Source organism: Amycolatopsis sp. NPDC043887, from assembly GCF_056435665.1.
Genome location: NZ_JBWKEB010000004.1, coordinates 203,666 through 224,979 on the forward strand (window position 1 = coordinate 203,666; position 21,314 = coordinate 224,979).

17 protein-coding genes are annotated in these 21,314 nt (G+C 68.5%); 2 read left to right on the forward strand and 15 right to left on the reverse strand.

Going from position 1 to position 21,314, the window contains the following annotated elements; all coding sequences use genetic code 11:
- Window positions 1-59 precede the first annotated feature (59 nt).
- From AC069H_RS12780 to AC069H_RS12825, 10 genes are all read right to left on the reverse strand, one after another.
- The gene (locus AC069H_RS12780) at window positions 60-512 is read right to left on the reverse strand and encodes a MaoC family dehydratase (RefSeq protein ID WP_125674813.1); all 453 of its coding nucleotides are present in this window, start codon (window positions 510-512) and stop codon (window positions 60-62) included.
- A 3-nt stretch (window positions 513-515) separates the two neighbouring features.
- Window positions 516-1,277 (reverse strand): 3-oxoacyl-ACP reductase FabG, encoded by a 762-nt coding sequence (gene fabG, locus AC069H_RS12785; RefSeq protein WP_340683010.1) that lies wholly within the window; start codon window positions 1,275-1,277, stop codon window positions 516-518.
- Between the two features lie 554 nt (window positions 1,278-1,831).
- Window positions 1,832-3,253, reverse strand: coding sequence for a nitrosuccinate lyase (locus AC069H_RS12790; RefSeq protein WP_478232353.1), 1,422 nt, complete (start codon window positions 3,251-3,253; stop codon window positions 1,832-1,834).
- Window positions 3,250-4,908, reverse strand: a complete 1,659-nt coding sequence (locus AC069H_RS12795; protein ID WP_478232354.1) for an FAD-dependent monooxygenase — start codon at window positions 4,906-4,908, stop codon at window positions 3,250-3,252. Before AC069H_RS12795 ends, AC069H_RS12790 begins: the two co-directional genes overlap by 4 nt.
- Before the next feature lie 12 nt (window positions 4,909-4,920).
- Window positions 4,921-5,727, reverse strand: coding sequence for an SDR family NAD(P)-dependent oxidoreductase (locus tag AC069H_RS12800; RefSeq protein WP_478232355.1), 807 nt, complete (start codon window positions 5,725-5,727; stop codon window positions 4,921-4,923).
- Entirely contained in the window at window positions 5,712-7,691 is a 1,980-nt protein-coding gene (locus AC069H_RS12805) for an FAD/NAD(P)-binding protein (RefSeq protein WP_478232356.1), read from the reverse strand. Before AC069H_RS12805 ends, AC069H_RS12800 begins: the two co-directional genes overlap by 16 nt.
- A 7-nt stretch (window positions 7,692-7,698) precedes the next feature.
- Entirely contained in the window at window positions 7,699-8,760 is a 1,062-nt protein-coding gene (locus tag AC069H_RS12810) for a methyltransferase (protein ID WP_478232357.1), read from the reverse strand.
- Entirely contained in the window at window positions 8,757-10,409 is a 1,653-nt protein-coding gene (locus tag AC069H_RS12815) for a class I adenylate-forming enzyme family protein (protein WP_478232358.1), read from the reverse strand. Before AC069H_RS12815 ends, AC069H_RS12810 begins: the two co-directional genes overlap by 4 nt.
- 15 nt (window positions 10,410-10,424) lie before the next feature.
- A complete protein-coding gene (locus AC069H_RS12820; RefSeq protein ID WP_478229036.1) occupies window positions 10,425-12,011 on the reverse strand; it encodes a 4-hydroxyphenylacetate 3-hydroxylase family protein in 1,587 nt (528 codons plus the stop codon).
- Entirely contained in the window at window positions 12,008-12,520 is a 513-nt protein-coding gene (locus tag AC069H_RS12825) for a flavin reductase family protein (RefSeq protein ID WP_478232359.1), read from the reverse strand. Before AC069H_RS12825 ends, AC069H_RS12820 begins: the two co-directional genes overlap by 4 nt.
- A 295-nt stretch (window positions 12,521-12,815) precedes the next feature.
- Here AC069H_RS12825 and AC069H_RS12830 point away from each other — a divergent pair, with 295 nt between their 5' ends.
- Entirely contained in the window at window positions 12,816-14,261 is a 1,446-nt protein-coding gene (locus AC069H_RS12830; protein WP_478232360.1) for an MFS transporter, read from the forward strand.
- Window positions 14,262-14,317: 56 nt separating this feature from the next.
- Window positions 14,318-15,112 carry an AfsR/SARP family transcriptional regulator gene (locus tag AC069H_RS12835; protein WP_478232361.1) on the forward strand — a complete coding sequence of 265 codons (795 nt, stop codon included), beginning with the start codon at window positions 14,318-14,320 and terminating at the stop codon, window positions 15,110-15,112.
- On the opposite strand, the gene AC069H_RS12840 is transcribed toward AC069H_RS12835, so the two are convergent.
- The 5 genes from AC069H_RS12840 to AC069H_RS12860 all read right to left on the reverse strand — a co-directional run bounded on the left by AC069H_RS12840 (window position 15,113) and on the right by AC069H_RS12860 (window position 21,003).
- A complete protein-coding gene (locus AC069H_RS12840; RefSeq protein ID WP_478232362.1) occupies window positions 15,113-16,456 on the reverse strand; it encodes a class I adenylate-forming enzyme family protein in 1,344 nt (447 codons plus the stop codon).
- Between the two features lie 61 nt (window positions 16,457-16,517).
- Window positions 16,518-17,621 carry a 3-dehydroquinate synthase II family protein gene (locus AC069H_RS12845; protein ID WP_478232363.1) on the reverse strand — a complete coding sequence of 368 codons (1,104 nt, stop codon included), beginning with the start codon at window positions 17,619-17,621 and terminating at the stop codon, window positions 16,518-16,520.
- Window positions 17,618-18,427 carry a 2-amino-3,7-dideoxy-D-threo-hept-6-ulosonate synthase gene (locus AC069H_RS12850; protein WP_478232364.1) on the reverse strand — a complete coding sequence of 270 codons (810 nt, stop codon included), beginning with the start codon at window positions 18,425-18,427 and terminating at the stop codon, window positions 17,618-17,620. Before AC069H_RS12850 ends, AC069H_RS12845 begins: the two co-directional genes overlap by 4 nt.
- Window positions 18,428-18,564: 137 nt before the next feature.
- Entirely contained in the window at window positions 18,565-19,440 is an 876-nt protein-coding gene (locus tag AC069H_RS12855; protein WP_340682996.1) for a helix-turn-helix transcriptional regulator, read from the reverse strand.
- Between the two features lie 750 nt (window positions 19,441-20,190).
- On the reverse strand, window positions 20,191-21,003 hold the full coding sequence (locus AC069H_RS12860; protein WP_478232567.1) for an AfsR/SARP family transcriptional regulator: 813 nt from the start codon (window positions 21,001-21,003) through the stop codon (window positions 20,191-20,193).
- Between the last annotated feature and the right edge of the window lie 311 nt (window positions 21,004-21,314).

Below are 21,314 nucleotides of genomic sequence, written 5' to 3' on the forward strand. Positions count from 1 at the left end.
TACCGACCAGTCGGTATGTCGGGTAGGGGTGGTCCGGCGAGGTGCCGGACCTCACCCTCTCAGGCGATCAGCCGGACGACCATCTCCGCGACGCACGCCGGTTTGGGCTCGCCGTCGATCTCGATCGTCCACCGGACGACGGCCTGCTTGCCGCCTGCCACGTCGGTGACCTCGACCAGCTCGGCGCCCGCCCGGATCTTCGCGCCGACCTTGACCGGCTGGGGGAACCGGACCTTGTTCAGCCCGTAGTTGATGCCCATTTTGAGCCCGTTGACGCGGTAGAGCTTCCCGACGAAGCCCGAAATGAGCGACAGCGTCAGGAAACCGTGGGCGATCGGGGCGCCGAACGGCCCTTCGGCCGCCTTCTCGACGTCGACGTGGATCCACTGGTGGTCGTCGGTGGCGTCGGCGAACAGGTTCACCCGGTCCTGGGTGAGCGTCAGCCAGTCGCTGTGGCCGAAGTGCTCGCCGACGGCGTTCTCGAACTCCTGCAGGGAGGCGAATTCGCGCATGGCTCAGTCCTTCGGTCCGCCGGCGACGTAGATGACCTGGCCGGAGATGAAGCCGGCGCCGTCGCTCACCAGGAACGACGCGAGGTTGGCGATGTCCTCGGGCGTGCCGACGCGCTGCACCGGGATCTGCGACGCGGCCGCCGCCTTGAAGTCCTCGAACGACATGCCGATCCGCTCGGCGGTCGCCGCGGTCATGTCGGTGGCGATGAACCCGGGGGCGATGGCGTTCGCGGTGACGTTGAACTTGCCCAGTTCGATCGCGAGGGTCTTGGTGAAGCCCTGCATGCCCGCCTTGGCCGCGGAGTAGTTGGCCTGGCCGCGGTTGCCCAGCGCCGAGGTGCTGGAGAGGTTGACGATGCGGCCCCACTTCTCCTGCGTCTGGTACTTCTGCACCTCGCGGGTCATCAGGAACGACCCCTTCAGGTGCACGCCCAGCACCGAGTCCCAGTCCTGTTCGGTCATCTTGAACAGCAGGTTGTCGCGGGTGATGCCGGCGTTGTTGATCAGCACGGTCGGCGCGCCGAGCTCCTCGGCCACCCGCGTCACCGCGGCTTCGACCTGTGCGGCGTCATTGACGTCCAGCGCGACACCGACGGCCTTGCCGCCCTCGGCGACGATCGCTTCGGCCCCCTGCTTGACGCCTGCCTCGTCGAGATCCAGCAGTCCGACGGCGAACCCGTCGGAAGCGAGGCGTTCGGCCACGGCCGCGCCGATGCCGCGGCCGGCGCCGGTGACGATCGCTACACGGGAGGGGTGTTCGGTCACGGGTGACTCCTCGTCGTCGAGTTGAAGTGACGTCGAGTCTGCCGTACTGAGCGGTCGGTTTGTAGGGATGCCGGGCATGGAGTCTCGCTGTGATCGTCATCACTGTGGATGCCGCCGGTGTCCGAACGGATACTCCGGACAACCTGATCGTCCCGACGTCCAGCGCTTCGACCTGCACTTCCGAAAGCCTCGGCGCGCCGATATGAGCGCAAACGGAGGTGCCACACGCGCCGAAGAGGCCATGCCCTGACCGGTCTGCTCCTGGTGACCGTGCTCGGAGTGACGAGCGCGCAGGTCGCTTCGGCCGTGCCCGAGCGGCCGCCGGGGGAGGGAGCGTCCGGCAGGTCACCGCCGAAGCGTCGTTCGGCGGCGGCGGTTTCGCGTGACTGACCGGACGACACTCGTGATCCGGCGGACGACACGCGTGACTGGATGGACGACACGACCGCGGCCGGGTTTCTGTCGCGAGTCGTTCGCGACATGAGAACCAGGGCCCAGGCGGAAGAACGCGCACCGCTGAGGTGCCGGCCCCTTTGCCGCATCCCTCGATAACGTCACTCACGAAGACTCGATCGGCGCTGCCGGTAGTCGGCCAGCGCCCGGTCCACCAGCCGGGCGGCCGCGCCGGTGTACCGCTCCGGAGCCAAGAGCCCGGCCAGATCCTCGCCGTCGAAGCGGGCGGCGAGGGGCGGGCCGGCCAGCAGTGTCTCGCGGAGCGAACGGCCCGTGCGCGTGGCTTCGGCCGCCACTTCGGTCATCAAGGCTTTCGCCGCGACCCGTCCCAACGACGGTGTCAGCACCGCGGCCAGCCGCTCGGTCACCAGCAGGCCGCCGGTGCGGTCCAGGTTCTCCCGCATCCGGTCCGGATGCACCACCAGGCCTTCCACGAGTTCGGCGGCGGTGGTGGCCGCACCTCCGGCCAGCCGGAGGCAGTCTCGCAACGGCAGCCACTCGGCGTGCCACGCGCCGCCTGGCCGCTCGTCTTCGGCGAGCATGGACTGGGCCAGGATCAGGGCGAGCGGCGGCACCTGGAGCGCGGCCGCTCGGATCAGGGTGGACAGTACCGGATTTCGTTTGTGCGGCATCGCCGAAGACACGCCCCGCGCGGCGCCCGCGGGTTCCGATACCTCGCCGATTTCCGTGCGGGACAGCGTCTGGACGTCGATGGCCAGTTTGCCGAGCGCCCCGGAGACCACCGCCAGCGACGAACCCAGTTCCGCCAGCGGGGCGCGGGCGGTATGCCATGGCAGCACCGGTGTGGCGAGGCCCAGCGCGTCGGCGAACCCGGTGAGGAGGTCTTCGGGATAGCGTTCGACGCGCGCGGCGCCGGTGTCCTCGCCGAACCGCAGACGGGCGAACTCGACGTAGCCGGCGAGTGTGCCCGCGGCGCCGCCGAGCTGAGCGGGAAGCGTGTCCCTCACCCGGCGGAGTCCGTCCGCGGCGGCCGCTACCGACTGAAGCCAGCCTGCCGCTTTCAGGCCGAAGGTCACCGGTACCGCCTGCAACGCCAGTGTGCGCCCCGGCATGACGAGGTTCCGGTGTTCCTCCGCGAGCCTGGCCAGTCCCTCGGTCACTCGCTCCAGTTCGGCCAGCAGCAGGCCGGTGGCCCGGTGTGCGAACAGCATCGCGGCACTGTCGGCGATGTCCTGGCTGGTCGACCCACGGTGGACGTACTCGGCGGCCTCCGGATCGCTCTCGGCGACCAGCGCGCTCAGGTCGGCGACCAGCGCCACCACGGGGTTCGCGGATTCACGGCTCCGCCTCGCAAGACTCACCAGGTCGACGGCCTCCGCCCGGGCGATCTCGCCGATCCGTTCGGCGGCTTCCTCGGGGACGACGCCGAGTCCGGCCTGGACACGGGCCAGACAGACCTCCGCGTCCAAGAGCGCCTGGAGCCAGGCTTCGTCGGACGTCGCCGCTTCCACCGGTGTCCCGGCCCGCGCCGGGGCGAGCAGCCCGGAGTCGAGGGCGTTCATCGTCCGCCCGTCACGGTGGTGAGGAGCCGGTCGGGGCGGTCGAGACCGTTGCCTCGCCACGCCACATGCTGGTCGGGACGGATCAGCACCAGATCCCTTTCGTAGAGGTCGCGGGCCAGCGGATCGGGCAGGTCGAGCACCTTGAGGGGGATGTTCCGCCGTGCCGCCTCGGCGCGCAGACCGTTGGCGGGCGGCGCCTTCGGCCCCAGCCGGAGCAGGGTGAAGCCGACGCCGAAGTGGTCGAAGAGCGAGCTGCCGCTGACGCGTGTGTCGTCCAGCCACAGATGCGGTGCCCGCCCGCCCGGCACACTGCTCGGGGTGTAGGTGTCGGGAGAGTCCGCGGGTGGGGTGTCCTGGCCGTCGACGATCGGGGAACCGTCATACCGCGCGCCGAGCTGGACACCGAGGGTGTCGAGCGTCCGGTCGCCGTAGTCCGCCAGCATCCGGCCGAGCCGACGGCGTTCCGCCCTGCCTTCGGCGGTGTCCTGCTCCACGCAGTGGGGCCGTGCGACGTTCGCCAGACCCAGATTGAGTTCACGCGCGGCGCCGGTGTTGCGGATCGCGACCGGCCGTCGTTCGTGGTGGTAGGACGCGAGCAGCCCTGGTCCGCCCCAGCCCTGTACCGCGGCGGCCAGCTTCCAGGCCAGGTTCGCCGCGTCGTCCAGTCCGGTGTTCATCCCGAACCCGCCGTTCGGCGTGAACAGGTGTGCCGCGTCTCCGGCGAGGAACACCCGGTCGGTGCCGAAGTTGTCGGCGACGAGCGCCATCCCCGACGTCCACGGCCGTCTGGCGAGCACGGTGACCGGGATCGGCGCGCCCGCCGCCCGCCGTACCGCCGAGACCAGCGCGTCGTCGGGTGCCGAGTCCGGGTCGACCGAGCTGGTGAGCAGAAAGAACTCGTCCTTGCCGTTGAGCGCGATGAGGTTCAGCACCAGATCGGTGTTCACCGCCCAGTGACTCCACGCCCCGCCGTCGACGAGGAAGTCCCGGTACAGCGTGGGGATCCGCAGATGCGCAGCGACCGTGCGGCCGCCGAGGACCTCCTGCTCGACGCGGTCCGCTCCGGCGTACCGAGCGCCGAGGTGGCCCCGTACGACGCCGCGGGCACCGTCACACCCCGCGACATAGCCCGCCCGCCAGGCCTGGACCCGGCCGCCGGCGTCCTCGGCGAGGATGTCGGCACCGCCGGGGTCGGCGGCGATCCCGGTCACCCGCCAGCCGAACCGCAGCTCGATGTTCGCCGCGGCGCGAGCCCGGCGGTAGAGCAGCCGTTCGACGTACATCTGGTTGGCGCGGTGCATGGGCTCGGGCACCTGCGCCGTGCGGGGCCCCGAGGCGACCTGGCGCAGCAGGTCCCGCACGGCCGGGCGGCGATTGCGGGCGAGCCGGAACCCGTTGTAGCGGGTGTAGAACGCGATGTCCGTCGAGTGGTCCCAAGGCAGGCCGAGTTCGCGGACCTCACCCGCCAGGCCGAGCCGCCGGTAGTGCTCCATGCTGCGGGCGCTGTGCGTGCTGCCGCGGGGCTGGTCCGAAGTGGACTCGGCGAGTTCGAACACCACCGACCGGACGCCGTGCCGGTCGAGGAACAAGGCGAGCAACAGGCCCACCGGTCCGCCGCCCACGATGGCGACCGGGGTCCTCACCGGAGAGTTCATGGCCGTTCCGCCTCAGATGGTCTTGACGAATCCGGAATCCACCGCGAACTCCGCCCCGGTGGTGTTGGCGGAAAGGGGCGAGGCCAGCAGCGCGACCAGGGCGGCGACCTCGCCCGGGTCGGCGATCCGGCCGGTCGCCAGCCGCATCATCTCCGGGACGACCTCGGTCATCACGGTTTCGGGGTCCGTCCCGGTCTTGGCCGCGAAGAGGTCCGCGACGCCGCCCTCGTCGGTCCACCACGCCGTGCGGACCGGACCGGGGGAGACCACGTTCACCCGGATGCCCTGCGGACCGAACTCCTCGGAGAGCACCTTGCTCACGTTGTTCATGCCCGCCTTGGCGGCGCCGTAGTCGACGTTGATGGGGGAGGGCTGCCGCGCGTTGCACGAGGAGATGTTGACGATCGATCCGCCACCACGCTCGATCATCAGCGGCAACGCGGCCCGGATGGCGCGGACGGCGGAGAACAGGTTGAACTCGAACATCTTCCGCCATTCCTCGTCCGTCGCGTCCAGGAACGAGGAGCGCGGCAGGATCACCCCCGGTGGTGGCCCGCCCGCGTTGTTCACCAGGATGTCGAGGCCGCCGTAGAGGTCCGCCGCCCGCGCCACGACGTCCGCGGGCGCGTCGGGATCCATCAGGTCGGCCGCGACGTGGGTCAGCCCGGCCCCGGCGAGCAGGTCGAGTTCGGGGCTGCTCTTCCGTGACACCGCGACGACACGGGCGCCTTCCTCGCGCAGTGTCCGGGCGATCGCGAGTCCGATCCCCTTGGAAGCACCGGTGACCACCGCGACACGGCCGGTCAGCTGTAGATCCATGATTCTCCTGATTCCTTCGGTCGGGATGACGGTGAGTTCGGCAGCGCGATCTGCAGAGCGGCTCTGGCCACTGCGTCGGCGTCGGTCAGGATGACCGAGTTGACGCCGGGCCGGATTCCCGCCGCCGTCACCCAGTGGACGGTCTCGGTGGGTACCCCGAAGGCGAACCGGCGGGCGTGCGGCCTCCCGCTGAGGTCCACCAGGCGATACGGGCGGCGGGTGACGGCGAGGCCGCCGGTCGGATAGGAACCGCCGTGGGTGATCGGGATCCGGTGAAGGCGGCATTCGCCTCGTGCCAGCAGGTTCCGCAGCAGCAGGTCCTGGGTCCGCCGCAGGTCGGCCTCGGGCAGGCGGGCCTCGATCAAGGTGGTGGCGATCTCGGTGACATCGGGTACCCGCGCCGAATTCGCGATGAACCGGCGGGCGTCCGGCGAGGCCCGCACGCGCAGTTGCGGACCGAGGACGCTCAGCACGCCGCTGTCGATCAACGCCGCCATCTCCTCGACGCGTCGCACCGGCGGACCGATCGAGAGGAACGCGTTCAGCGGCGTGTACCAGCGCTGGAGGTCGTCACGGTAGGAGTCGCCGGAGAGGCCGCCGTGATCGACCACGAGCCGGATCTCGTTGCGCAGGTCCCGGAGCACGTCGAGTGCGGCCTTGAGCGGGCTGGACACATTGCCGCGCTTCGCTTCCGCGATGTCTTCGTCCAGATAGGACCGTAGCCATCGCCGGAACCGGCAGGTGCCGGTGAGCCCGGCCTCCGGGATCGGATACGCCACGCGGCGCCAGTCCCACCGTTCCTCGAGCCCGAATTCGGCGAGCACTCGTTCTTCCCGAGCCGATGGTGCCGGCGCCAGCGGATCCGTGAGCACGGGCGGCGATGGCCGATCGCCTGCCGCCGTGACGAAAGCGCGAGTGAACTCCCGCGCCCTCTCCGGTGATCCGCGGTCGCGCACCAGCGCGCCGTAGAAGACGGTGCGGACCTCGCGGTCGATGAGCGGCCAGATTTCCACGCGGAAGTCGGCGGGCTCCGCGCGCCCGCGAAACCGTTCGAGCACCGCCGGGGTAAGGAACAACGGCTCGTGCCTGCCGTACGCGCCCTTCTGGTTCTCGCCGCGTGCGTGATACGGAACGCCGCGCCGGGATCCCGTGACCAGCCGTGGCTCCCGGCCGGACGGGCGGTAGACCAGCCCGTCGGCGGTGCGGAGGAAACGTCCGCCCCTTCCTTCGGTGAACAGAGCGAGATAGTCGAAGAAGGCCAGTCCCATTCCTCTGAGGACGGTGGTTTCACCCGGCCCGATGTCTTCGAGCGCGGCGCCCGCCGGGTTGCCCGGCGGGAGGTAGCGCAGACCGTGCCGCTTGGCGAACCGCGCCATCGCCGACTCTTCACGGTCCGGGAGCGTGTCGAGATGGCCCTGGGTGAGCACCACGGCGTCCTGACCGTCGAGCACGGTTCCGCCGGACAGCCAGACGCGCTGCGAACCGTCTTCGGCGTCCCGCAGGTCGACGGCCTTCTCCGCGCACAGCACGATCCGCACCGAGGCCGGAGCGGTCCTGACGATCCGCCGCAGGGTCCAGTACAGATACGAGCCGTAGAAGGCCCTCGACGGATAGCTGTCCGGCCCGAGCAGCGCGGCCTCCCGGTGGACGCCGTCCGGGATGTCGGCGGACGACGGCGCGGCCGCGATCGACCTCGCCCAGTCGTGAAGGCTCGGGCCGTGCAGTACCGGGCCCGCCGCCTCGACGGTGTCGTCGAGGAACATGGTGATCTGGGCTGCCACGGTGTTCATCAGCAGTTTCGGATCCTGGCGCCGGTGCCACACCTGCCCGCCGTCGTGCACATGCGAGTCGAGGACGGTCACCACGAGTTCTCGGTCGGCGGGCGCCAGGACGGACGCGTTGGCGCACAACCGTTCCAGCACGGAGAGTCCACGGGGGCCGAGGCCGATGATGCAGATCCGCATGACGTCGTCACCGGGACCGGCCCGGCGCCACCGGCGCCGCGACCAGCAACCTGGTCTCCAGTGCCAGTGGATGGACGGCCTCGAGCCGGAGACCCGCACCGTCCAGAATGGACTCGTAGCTCGCCAGGGTCCGCTCCCGCCCGCCCGCCATCATCAGCAGGTGCAGATCCCACAGCAGCGGCAGGACCTCGGTCCCGGAATCGGGGATGACCCGCTCCAGGATCAGCACCCGCGCGGACTCGTCCGCCATGGCGCGGCGGCAGTGCGTGAGCAGCGTGATGCACTCGCCGTCGTCCCAGTCCTGCAGGATCCGGGACAGCAGATAGAAATCGACGCCCTTGGGAACGGCACGGAAGATGTCTCCCGCCACCACTTCGCAGCGGTCCGCGCAGCCGCGCGCGACGAGCTGGTTCCTGGCCACCGGCAGCATGTGCTCCTTGTCCACCAGCAGCCCGCGGAGATGGGGATGGGTCTCCAGCACGGTGGACAGCAGGTTGCCGCTGCCGCCACCGAGATCCGCGACCGTCTTCCCGCGCGAGAAGTCGAACGCCTTGGGGACGTCCGCGAAGAAGGCGCTCCCGGCGTTCATGGCGTCGAGGAAGCGTTGCCCCGCCCCCGGTACCTCGGCGAGGTACTCGTGGAGCGTGCGGTCGAAAGCGTGCTCGAAGCCGGAACGCCCCGTTCGCACCGCGGTGACGACCGAACCCCAGGCCTGATGGAACTCCTCACCGTAGAGACGGCACATCTCGCGCATCGACGTCGAGGTGCCGGTGCGCAGCAGCCGGGAAATCGGGGTAAGCCGGTAGCCGGTGCGGTCGTCGCCGTCGAACACGCCGATCGCGACGAGCAACCGCATCAGCCTGAGCACGCCGTCGGGGTCGGCTTGCGCGCGTGCGGCCAGGGAAGCGCTCGTGACGTGCCCCTCGGCGAGGTGATCGGGCAGACCGAGCGCGACCGCCGCGTAGAGTGCCTGTGAACGCCAGGTCCCGGTGACGATGTCGACCACGGCGCGCGCGGCCGTCTCGTCCGTCCCGTTCCCGGCGGCCACGTCGGCGTCGACCACGGTCATCCGTTCCGTCCCTTCTGTTCGGCACTGCTCGACGTGCGGGTGAGGAGTTCCCGATGCCTTTCCCGAAGCTCGCGTTTGAGCACCTTCCCGGTGACCCCCACCGGCAAATCGCTCCGTGAGCCGGCCACGACCACGGCGGCGAGTTCCGCGAGTCCCGCTCGCGCGAGCGCGCGGTTGCACGAGGCTCGGATCTCCTCGGCGCCCGGCGGATCGCCGTGTCCGAAGAGCACCACGGCGGCGGGCAGCGACCGGTCCGGGACGGCGGGATCGGCCACCGCGATCACGGCGGCGTCCAAGGCCTTCGTCTCGTTGAGCACGACCTCTTCCACCGGCAGGCTGTACACCGGGCCATCGACGGTCTCGATGACATCCGGCGTCCGGTCGAGGTGGTACCAGGTCCCGTTCTCGTCGTGGCGCACGACGTCGCCGGTGAGGAAGAAGCCGCCGCGGCGGGCCAGGTGGTTCAGCGTCTCGTCGTTCACATATCCCGGGGTGACGCTCGGCGTGCGCACCCCCAGCAGGCCGGCCCGGCCCGGCGGCAGGACCCGGCCCGCGTCGTCGAGGGCTGCGGCCTCGCGGACCACCCGTACCGGCTTGCCGATCGCCCGCGCGTAAGTGGTGGAGTCGGCGGTGTAGGCGTGTTTGAACAGCACCATGCCCATTTCGGACGAACCGAGACCGTCCACATAGGTCGAACCGGCGGTCACGGCGCCGTTCGTCCGGGTATGACCGAGTGCCACCAACGGGCGGATGTGGCGTTCGTGCGACGCGTCCCCCATGCCCATCCAGGTGTGGACGGCGTCGGCGGCTTCCGTTGTCAGCGCGCCGATCGGCAACTCCGCGAGGGTACCGGGGAAGCCGAGCACGAGTGTGGGCTCGAACGCGTTCATCGCCGCCGCGACCGCCGCGCCCGACGTCCCGTCGGCCAGCATGGTCGGCAGTCCGAGCATCAGGGCGAGGCTCAGGTAGCTGATCCCGGACGAGTGGCTGTGCGGCAGCGCGGTGAGCATCCGATCCGTTCGCAGGGAAGGGAACTTCCAGAGCCGTTCCCGTTTGCCGACGGAGAACGTGCGGTGCGCGAAGGCCGTCGGCTTGGGTACACCGGTGGTGCCGGAGGAATGGGAGATCAGCACCAGGTCGTCGTCTCGGTGCCGGTGCCGATCCGGCAGCGGCGGAGCCGGGCCGTCCCCGGGAACGCCGACCGCTTCCTCGCCGACGAACCGCGTGCCGTCCGTGGCCGGTCGTTCGAGGTCGGTGACCACGAGCGTGGTGTCCGTGCGGGCGAAATAGTGGGCCGCGGTCTCCGGCGGCATCCGCGGGTTGGTGAGCGTGGTGACCCCGCCGAGCGCGGTGATCGCGATGTGGTGCACGAAACCGGCGATCCCGTCAGTCAGGTGGACGCCGACCCGTGTTCCGGGTTTCACCCCTTCTTCGGCGTACCACCGCGCGCACCGCAGCACCCGGTCACGCAGTCCGCCTAGGGAATGGCCCGATGTCTTCCCGCCGCCCTCGTGCCGGAAGAGCAGCGGCCGGTCGAGGTCGCGGGCGATTTCGCAGACGTGCCAGAAGAAGTTCCCCGCACCCAGATCACGACGGGTCGAAAGTTTCAGCCGGTCGGTGACGGACCGGTGCGTTCCCAGCAGATACACGATGTCCCTCCCGGCTCAAGACCTACGGCCCAGGCCGCGCATGACGTGTTTCAGCTCGTCGAAGGAGTCGAGGTCCGGCACCGTCCAGCCGTCGAGGTCGTATTCACGCAGGCACTGCTCGGCGAAGCCCTTGTAGCCGTCGACCTGTCCGCTTTCGGTCTGCGCCGCGAGGATCTCGGTCCGGATCGACTCGTGGTTCCCCGAGGAGTTGCGCTCGTACAGTTCGTGCCTGCTGCCGAACTCCGTGCCGATCGCGTCCCACAGCAGTTTCATCAGCTTCACCCGGCTGACCGCGTCGTGCCCGTTCGAACCGCGGACGTACTTGTCGAGATAGGGGCGGATCGCGGGGTTCTTGAAGTCGTCCGCGCTCGAGTTCACGTAGATGAGGCCGCTGGCGACGTCCTGCTCGATGATCTCCTTGATCCGCGGGTAGCCGAGGGTCATGAACCAGCGGTACGCGAGCCCGTAGTCCTTCCGTGGCAGCAGTGACCCGTCCCGCCACTCCCGAGGATTCCGGGCCATCGCCTCGCTGAGGGCCCAGAACAGGTTCCGCCAGGCGAGGACCTCGCCCGCCCGGGCCTGCACGCCGCGGAAATCCTTGGTCCCGGTCATCTCGATCGCCTTGAGCAGGAGACCGGCGATGAAATCGATCTTCACCGCCAGCCGGATGCAACTCTGGAAGGTCAGCCGCTCCAGTGAACCGGATTCGGCGACGAATTCGTTAACCTTGCCGGCGTCGCCGTAGATGAACACGTTCTCCCACGGGATGAGCACCTTGTCCATCACGAAGATCGTGTCGTTTTCGTCGAACCGGCTGGACAAGGGATGGTCGTAGGGACTGCCCATCACCGCGGCGGTGGCCGCGTAGGACGGGCGGCAGATGAGTTTGAGCCCCGGCGCCGTCATCGGCAGGGTCGCGATCAGCGCGAATTCGCGTTCCTTGATGGGCATGCCGTAATGCGAGATGAAGTTCAGGTTGGTGATCGCGGATCCCGTCGCGACGACCTTCGCGCCGCTGACGATCAGGCCGCTGTCGGTCTCCTTCTCCACGTGGACGAAGACGTCCTTCACCGCTTCGGACGGCAGATGCCGGTCCACCGGCGGATGCACGATCGCGTGGTCCCAGAACAGCACCTTCTCCTGGGACTCCCGGTACCAGCGGCGGGCGTTGTCCTGGAACGGAGAATAGAAGTCGGCGTTGGCGCCGAGGGTGCCGAGGAAACTCGCCTTGTAGTCGGGACTCCGCCCCATCCAGCCGTAGGTGAGCCTCGCCCATTCGGCGATGGCTTCGCGATCGTCGAGGAGATCCTGCTGGCTCCGCGGGGTGCGGAAGAAGCTGTGCGTGTACCCGCCGCTTCCCGTGTCGGTCGCCGTGGTCAGCACGTCCTGTTTGGCCGGATCGTGCAACGCGTCGTAGAGCCGCGCGGTCATCAGGGCGGAATTGCGGAACGCCGGATGCTTCGTGACGTCGGCGACGCGATCGCCGTAGAGGTAGATTTCCCGGTCGTCGCGCAGGCTTTCCAGGTATTCCTTCCCGTTCATCGGCCGGGGGACCGGGCGGCTGCCGTTCGCCGTACCGGCGGTTTCCTGCTGCAGTGTCATCGAAGAATTCCTGTCCCGTCGGTGGTGGGGGCGAGCGTGGCGGTCTGGCGCAGTTCGTGGAAGTCACCGCGGTGGAAGATGAGCGGGGGTCCGCCGCGGATCTCGAAGTTCCGTACTTCGCCGAGGTAGAGCACGTGATCGCCACCGTCGTAGGAGGCCCACGGCGCGCAGGTCAGATACGCGGCGCAGCCGGCGAGGCGGAGGGAATGCGGAAGCGTGTCCCAGCGGATCTCGGCTGCCGGATCCGTGCCGTTACCCGCGAAATGCCGGGCGATTCCTTGTTGCCACGACGAAAGAATGTTGATTTCGAATGAAGCTCCCGCCAGTCGCCCGCACAATCTGCTGCGGCGGTCCAGCGAGACCATCACGAGCGGTGGTTCGAGGGAAATCGAGGCGAAAGCGTTGACCGTCGCACCGTGGACGGCGCCTTCGTGGCGAACGGTCACCACGGTGACGCCGGTGGCGAACTGGCCCAAACAGTCCCTGAGCCCGTGGATCGCCCGGTTCACCGCCCACTTCCGGTTCGCCGGGGAAAAGGCGGGTGAGGTTCTTGGCCGGACACCGGTATCTCCCTCCTTGGCCGGACTGGTACGTGACCCATGCTCACGACGCCCGATGAAAAATCGAGCAAGGTCCGCTATAGCCCCGTCGGCGATTCCTGGTATTTCGTTGACTAGCCCGCCGATTACTAGGAAAGACAGAGCACTATCTGCGGGGCGCGTGGCCTGCGAGGCTGGCCGAATCCCCGAATCGATCGGCATCGGTCCGGGCTGTCGCGTCAGTCACCATTCGAGGAGCGTTCTAGTGACCAAGCAAGTGCCGCGCGTCGAGGAACTGGGCGCCGGTTTCACGCCACGCCTGTGGTGGACCCTGATCCTGCTCGCGGCGGCGGTGGCGCTCGACGTCGGCAGCGTGGCGGTGGTCAACCCGGCGCTGCCCGACATCGGGCGGGATCTGCGGATGGACGAAGCCCTGCTCCAGTGGACGATGACCGGCTACGGGATCACGTTCGCGGGCTGTCTGCTGTTCGGCGGCAGGCTGGCCGACGTCTTCAGCAGACGGCTGGTGCTGGCGGCGGGTATCGGTGTCTTCGCGGTGGGCGCGCTCGCTCCGGTCGTCGTGCCCACGGCGGAGGTGCTGATCGCGGCCAGGGCGGCGCAGGGGATGGGCGCGGCCTTGTCCGTACCCGCGGCGATGGCGTTGCTGTTCCAGGTCTTTCCACCGGGCCGCCTGCGCAACCGCGCACTGGGCGTCTACACCGCCGTGGGCGCGGCGAGCTTCGGCGTGGGCCTGGTGCTCGGCGGAGTGCTCACCAGCGCGTTCGGCTGGCACGCGGTGTTCGCGTTCAGCGCGGTGATGAGCGCGCTGGTCCTGCTCGGCATCCGGCCGTTGCTGCCCAGTTCGACCGGAGACCGGCGTCCGGTCGACCTGCCTGGCGCGGCGATGGTCACCGCCGGCTTGCTGGCGGGCATCTTCGCGGTGACCAGGGCGGGCGAAGTCGGCGTCGCGGACACTGGCACGGTCGTGTCGGCACTGCTGGCGATCCTTCTCATCGTCGGTTTCGTGCTCTGGGAGCGCCGGGCGCCGGAGCCATTGTTCTCGGTCGGCATCCTGCGTTCCCGGCCGGTCCGGGCGGCGACCCTCGCCGGTGGCCTGTTCTTCTTCGCGCTCAACGGGGTCCTGTTCTTCGCGCCGCTCTACATGCAGGGCATGCTCGGCTACACCCCCCTGCAGTCGGGGCTGGCGGTGCTCCCGATGAGCCTGCTCGTGGCCGTGTCGTCGAACGTCGCGGGCCGCCTGCTGTCGCGGTTCGGTCAGCGGCGGGTCCTCGTCGTCGGGCTTCTCCTGCTCGCCGCGGGCGTCGCTCTCTGGCTCCGCACTCCGCTGGACGGCGACTACCTGACACATATCCTGCCGGGAGTCGCGGTGATGGCCATCGGGCAGGGACTGGCCTACACCGCGCTCACCGCGGCGTCGCTCACCGGCGTCCCCGGTGCGCGGCACGGCGTCGCCGGCGCGTTCAACATCACCGCGCAGCAGATCGGCTCGAGCGTCGGCATCGCCGCACTGGTGGCGTTCGCCTCGGCGCTCTCCGGGTCGGGGGAGCAGTCCGAACGCCTGTCCACATATCACGCGGTCTACCTGGTCATCAGTTGCACCGTGGTCGTGGGCGCGCTCTTCACCGCCGCCTTGTTCGGCCGCCGCACCGACGATCGGGCGCCGGAGGTGAGCACCCCGGTCACCGGATGAGCGGCGTGGACCGCCGGATCACCGCCAGTACAGAGATCGAAGGGAGTCGAGTCACCGTGAGGATCGCTTTGCTGGGCCCGCTCGAGGTGGTTCACGACGGAAGGCCGATCGTGCCTTCGGCGCCGAAGCAGCGGACGCTGCTGGCGCTGCTGTTGCTGAACGCCAACCACGAGGTGAGCGTCGCCCAGTGCGCCAGAGAGCTCGGGGACGGGGCATCGAAGACCTGTTCGGTGTCGACCGTGCACACGCACATCCTGCAGCTGCGCAAGGCTCTCGGCCCCGCGGCGGGACGTCTGCGTACCACCGGAGCCGGTCCCGACGCGGGCTATCTGTTCACCACCGAGCCGATGGAACTCGATCTCGACCGGTTCGACAAGCTCGTGGCGCTCGCGCGGATCCGGCGCGCGGACGGGAAACTCGGCGAAGCGGCCAGGGTGATCACCGAGGCACTGGATCTGTGGCGCACCGAGGCACTCGTCGACGTCAAGACCGGGCCAGGGACCCAGCGGACGCTGGTCGGGTTGCGATCGAAGCGCATGGAGGCCGTCGTGATCTGCGTCGACCTGGCGCTCCGGCTGGGCCGTCATCGCCAGGTGCTCGGCAAGCTCGCCGCACTGGTACACCGGCATCCGGCGGAGGAACAGCTCACCGCGTATCTGATGACGGCGCTCTACCGCAGCGGCAGGCAGGCCGACGCCTTGGCGGTGTATCAACGATTCCTGGCCACCGCCGAGAGAGGCTCCCGCGCGCTGAGCGAACTCCAGACGGCCATCCTGCTCGCCGATCCGGTGCTGGAAGGGCCCGCGGCGACACCGGCCGGTCTCGCCGCGGACCTCATCTCCGCCGGATAGTCACCGAGACCGTCCGGCGGTCCGGAGCGCGTTCCGGTCCCGCAGATACTTTCCGTTGGTGGTGCGGGGGAGCGCGGGAAGGACGTGGTAACGCGATGGTGTCTTCTCCGCTCCCAGAAGCCGGCGACACCACGACCCGAGGTGATCCGGGTCCAGCGCCGTCGTTCCGGCCACGTGGGCCTCTATGACGTCGGAACCGAGAACGATCACGTCGGTGACCTCGCGGTGCGCCGCCAGTACCCGTTCGATCTCGAGCAGGTCCAGATCCCGGTGGTCCCCGCCGGCGCGTTCGGTCCGGCCGAGGAGCTGCAGCGAGCCGGTGACCGGGTCCCGCCGGACCCGGTCACCGGTGGAGAGCCAGCCACCGAACCAGGGATCGGCCTCGATGACGTACGGCGAACGGGCCAGATGCACGTCCAGCACGCCGTCCGCGACGCGGGCCCGGATCCCGGGGACCGGTTTCCCGACACCGGAGACCGCGAACCGGCCCGCGACGTCCATCGCGATCACGCCGGTCTCGGTGGTGCCGTAGGCCTGGCCGATGCGCACACCGTGCCGGTCCAGGAAACGGTCGAAGACATCGTGATGCAGGACGTCTCCGCTGGAGACCGCCGCGCGCAGCGAGGTGAAAGGGGCGACGGTTTCTTCGCTGAGCCGCGCGAAGTCCCGCGGTTCACCGAGGACGACGTCCGCTGTCCGCACCGCCGACGAGCGGGCGGGGAACAGCAGGGAAGCCCCGGTGTCGAGCCCGTGCAGGACACCACCGACCATGCCGAAGGAATGCGCGAGGGAGTTCAGCAGCAGCACCCGTTCCCCCGGTCCGGGAACGCCTTCCACCGCCGCGATCCGCCCGAGCTCGGCGAGGATCGACTCCGGCGTCCGGCCGATGAGCTTCCCCGTTCCGGTGGTACCCGAGGAGAGCTGGAGCAGACAGTGGCCGGTCGAGGCGGGTTCGCCGTCGGGCAGCCGCCTCACCAGCACTTCGCATTCATCGGTGAACGGGCGGCTCCTGCGCCCGCTGCCGCCGAAGGTGACGAAATACCGCGGACGCCACCGGCCGAGCAGACAGGTCATCTCGGCGAGGCAGGTCTTCTGCTCGATCAGGGCGACTTGCGCACCCAGCTCCCACAACGCGAACACGGACCACAACTGGGTGAAACTGGGGGTCCCGTGCAGGGCGACCGTGGTACCCGCCCCGATGCCGTGATGGCGGTACACGCCCGCGAGCCAGGCCACCTCCGCGCGGAGGCGGCCGCGGGTGACGGCATGTTCCCCGTACGCCCAGAGTTCGTCGTCGGCACCGCGGCCGAGAAGGTCCTCTCCCCACCAGGATCGCGTTTTCATGCCCACCACCGTCCGAAGGCCGGTCCCGCCCGGTTCGCCGTCCGGGCGGGACCGGCGGAGGTCACTTTTCCAGACAGAATTCGCCGACGGGCCAGCCGACGTGGCGCTGGTCGGTGGCCAGGTGGCCCAGTACCTGCGTGCCCGGCGTGAGCTCGGTGACGTTGAGCACCGTGCCACCGGGACCGAGGACCCGCACGTGCCAGTCGTCCTGGACGATCAGGTTGACGACGACGCCCTCTTCGGAAACGGCCTTGATGCTCAGCAGCGGCCGGGACTCGAGTTTGATCCGCCCGACCACGATGCGGCGGGTCCGGCCGTCGGCGCCGACACCGAGTACCGTGCTTCCGGCCTTGAGCTCGCTCAGGTAGTTCGTCCGGTTGTCCAGCCCGAACACGTAGGAGTGCAACGCCCCGGCGTTGATCCGGAACGGCCGCGTCGGCATGTAGGGCAACGGATGGGTTTCGCTGCAGCACAGGATGAAACCCTGAGAGTACGAGCCGACCAGCATGCCCTCGTCCTCGCCGAAATGGGTGCAGGTGTCGATGCAGACCCGGTCGCCGAGCCCGCAGTGCTCGATCGACTCGACGGTCAGCTTGGTCAGGCTCAGCTGTGGTGTCTTGTCCCGCAAGATCTCCATCAGGCCGAAGACGTCGTTGGCGTCGCGAGGCGCCAGCAACACACCTTCGGAGCCCTTTTCGAGGACGTCCACGATGATCTGCGCCTCTTCGAGATCGGCGGCCTGGCAGATCAGCCGCCCTGGCGAGCCGTCCGCGGCCGCGATGACGATTTCGAGCGGGATCTTCGTCGGGTCGCGGAATTCCACCACCGTGTAGGGCAGTGAGCGCGCGGATTCGCAGGCGAGTGTCAGCGTCGCGTCGTCACGCACGTGCACCAGTCCGGCGATGTCGGTCTTTTCGTCGTACCAGGCGCTTTTGAGGGCGTTCAGGTCGGCTTCCCCGCCCACGGCGCGGAGGTGCACCAAACCCTCGCCTGCGCCGTTCTGGTCCGGCCGGACCAGAACGCGTTTGACTGTCGCGGGAAGGGTGTCGAGGAGGCGCACGTCGTCGTGCACCAAGGCGTCCACCCTCGCGTGCACGGCCGCGTCGACGACCGCCTCTCGCTGGGCGTCGGGCACGGTACGGAGATCGATCCAGGCGAATTTCACGGGGCACCAACCAGTTCCTTGCGCAGGGAGTCGGTCATCTGAGGGCCGTGGATCGCCGCGGCCAGTTCACGCACGGCGTGGCGCGGGTCGGGGCTTTCGAAGACCCGCCTGCCCACGGCCACGCCCCGGCAACCCGCCGCCAGCGCCGAGGTGGCGAACTCGGCGAGGCCTCCTTCGGCGGCGGCACCGCCCGCGACCACGACCGGGATCGGTGAGCTCAGCACTACCTGGGCCATCCGCTCGGCGGGGGAGGCGAGCACCGTTTTGACGATGTCCGCGCCGAGGTCGGCCGCGATGCCGACCACGTGCGCGAGCAGTTCCGGATCGCCCGGATCGCCGATCCGCGGGCCACGGGGGTAGATCATGGCCAGCAACGGCATGCCCCAGTTCGTGCAGGCCGAAGCGACGGCGCCCAGATCCGCCAGTTGCGCTGCTTCGGTCTCGGATCCGATGTTGACGTGCACGCTGACCGCGTCCGCGCCCAGCCGCACCGCTTCGTCGACGCCACCGACGAGCACTTTGGCGTCGCGGTCGCTGGCGTGCGTGGTGCTGGCGGAAAGGTGTACCACGAGGGAACAATCGCCCAGCGAGGCCGGATCGACCATTCGCGCGCGGCCCTTGTGCACGACGATCGCGTCGCCGCCGCCGTCCGAGATGTCTTCAATCAAGCGATTGAAAGCCGCCGCGGTGCCGATGGGCCCATCGGATATCGAGTGGTCGAGCGGCACGAAGAGGTATCTGTTGTCGGCGCGCCGGGAAAGGCGCGCCATGCGTAGTGATTTCCCGGTGAGAAGAGTGACTGACATCTGCCCGCCTAGCGTGTCGTGTCCGAAGTACCTGCCTTTGGCTACGGGCTCCGCATCCGGCATTCGAGCGGTGCGGGAGTCTCCCTGCAGCCAGGCTGGCAGCGCACGCTGAAGAATCGGGCGAAAATCGACGGAAGTCAGCCGCTCGGCGCGGGATCGCGCTCCCCGTGCGCACGCTTCGTCTCGGCAGCCGCCGCTGCGAGCGTGTCGAGAGCGGCCTGGGAGGGGCTGCCCTTGTCCGCGGTGTAGGTCACGAGTTTCTGGTCGAGTACGCCGGGGACGGCGAGGGATTCATAGTGCAATTCGAGCCTGCCCACCAACGGGTGATCGAACTCCCGCAGGCCGTGGCTCCGGTCCTGGACGTCGTGGTTCTCCCACCACTGCCGGAAATCCTCGCTCTTCAGGAACAGTTCCCCGACCAGCGCGACGATGCCGGGATCGTCCGGGTAGCGGCCGACCGCCACCCGCAGGTGCGCCAGCTCCTGCCGGGCCATCTGTTCCCAGTCCACGTACAACTGCCGGGCCGCGGGATCGCAGAAACCGTGCCACACCATATTGCGCAACGGGGGACGGCAGGCCTCGAAATCGGTGAGCAGTGCGACCGCGAGATCGTTCCAGGCGAGGACTTCCATACGCCGCCCCACGACGAACGCGGGTGTGCTCGGGTTGAGCAGCTCGAGCAGCCTGCGCACGCTCGGCCGGACCTCCTCGTCGGAGTTCTCGCGCCGTGGCGCCGGTTCCGAGCGGGCGAGGGTGTACAGGTGACCGCGTTCGTCTTCGTCGAGACCCAGCACCCGCGACAGCGCCTCCAGGACCGTGGGCGACGGGCGCCCGTCACGGCCTTGCTCCATCCGCACGTAGTAATCGACGCTGATCCCGGCGAGGTGGGCGATTTCGGTACGGCGCAGGCCCGGGGTGCGCCGACGGCCGACGGACGTCAGTCCCACGTCCTCCGGCCGCAGCCGATCGCGCCGGGACCGCAGGAAATCGCTGAGTTCCTTCCTTGCCTGCACCTACCCATTATGGCGGAACCGTCGCGGCCGACAACCTCGGTAAGCTGGTAATGCCAGTACTAGGCTGACGATTACCACTACCGGGATCCGCGGTCAGGTGAGCCGAAGGCCCCTTCAAGGTGGGGAGGAGGCCTTGTGGCGTGGTTCTGACCGGCCGGCGGATTCCTACCGTGCTCCGAGTGTCCACAAAGGACCATTTCGGCCGGCTGGATGTTTGCTTCATGCCTATGTGCGGGTTCGCGTGAGGTCGTGAGTGGCAAGGGGGGCTCTAATCCAATGTCACTTAGCTTAAGTTGATCTTGGATGGGGGCCTGGATCGTAAGCGGTGAGGGTTGCCGCAGGTCACGCGCTCGGTTGCCCCGACTGACAGGCGGTGACACTTTTCGCTGACTCAATGTCCGATTGATGCCCGGAGGGGCAATTGCGCGAGGGGGTCGTGGGTGGCGTTTCGGGTTAGAACCCGAAACGCCACTCACGACCAACCCGACCCGCGACCAGGGCCGAAGGCACCCCCTTCGTCGCATCAGATGCGGCGAGGGGAGCCTTCACCCACCTGTCAACCTCGCCCAAGATCAACTTAAGCTACGTGACATTGGGCTCTCACTTTCTTTGTCACTCGCTAACCCGTCGCGAAATCATGCAAATCGGGCTAATCGGGCGCCGTCCCCCTCGGGAAAGGTCCCTTATGGACAGCTGGAAGGTGTCGGTCTCGTTGGCGAGTCCGCTGCCTCCTCATCGGGTCGACGATTATCAGGCGAGCCGCAGGCCGGACAGGCTGTCTGGCACTTCGCCGGTGGGCAGTTTGTCGGTTTTGAGAATGGCCTCGAACAGCCTTTTCGTCTGTGGGCTGGGTTCCAGTCCCAGGTCTTCGGCGAGAGTGCGGCGGAGCCGATGGAAGACCATCACCGATTCCGCGCGCTGGCCGGAACGATAATGTGCCACCATCAGCTGGGCGTGGATGTTCTCGTCCATCGGATGGGCGCACATGAGCTGCCGCAGTTCGGCGATCACCGCGCGGTGCCTTCCCAGCCTGAGATCGGCGTCGATGCGCTCGCCGAGGACGCTGAACCTGGTCTCCTTGATTTCCAGCCGGTAGGCGGCGATCGAGGGGCCCTGGCGTACGTCGGCGAGAACGGGCTCCTCGCACAATCGCAGCGCGGAGTGGAAGAGCGTGGCGGCCCGGCGCACGTTGTCCCGTCCTAGTTCTTCCCTCGCCGTTTCGACCAGTCTGTCGAAGAGTTCCTTGTCGAGGCTCTCCCGGGGTGCCACCAGTTGATACCCCTGGTGCCGGGTGCGCAGTTCCAGTGTCGCGTCCGGCGAGGTGGTGCTCGCCGGAATGGACCGGAGGATCTTGCGCAACTGCAGCGTATAGGTCTGCAGCGTCGACAACGCACTCTTGGGCGGGTCCGTCGGCCACAATTCGTCGATGCAGCAGTCCACCGAAACGACTTCGTTGGAGTTAATCATGAACAATGCGAGAAGGTGTCGTAACTTGGGTGCCGTCGGCGTGTAGTCGACGCCATTCACGGTCACTGAGAGACGGCCAAGTATACGCAACTTCATGGTACCCCCGTATGCGCAATGGATATGATGCTCGCATGGCGAAAAACCGGCCAAACATCCTACGTTTTATCCTAGCAGGAACGCTCTGGGCTGAACGGGTGTTCCCAAGGGCGGAGAAGCGGCATCCCGCTGACCCACGGCGACATACGCGTGGTGGGATTTACCGATGGCTGGTCCATTCGTTCCTTCATGGCGGCGACCGTGGCCTTGCGTGACACCCGCGCCGCCCGTGTTTTCGGGCGACCGTGAACCCCGGTGATCTTCCGTATTCACGGAACGGCATCGACGCCGGTACTGTCAATGTCTTTTGA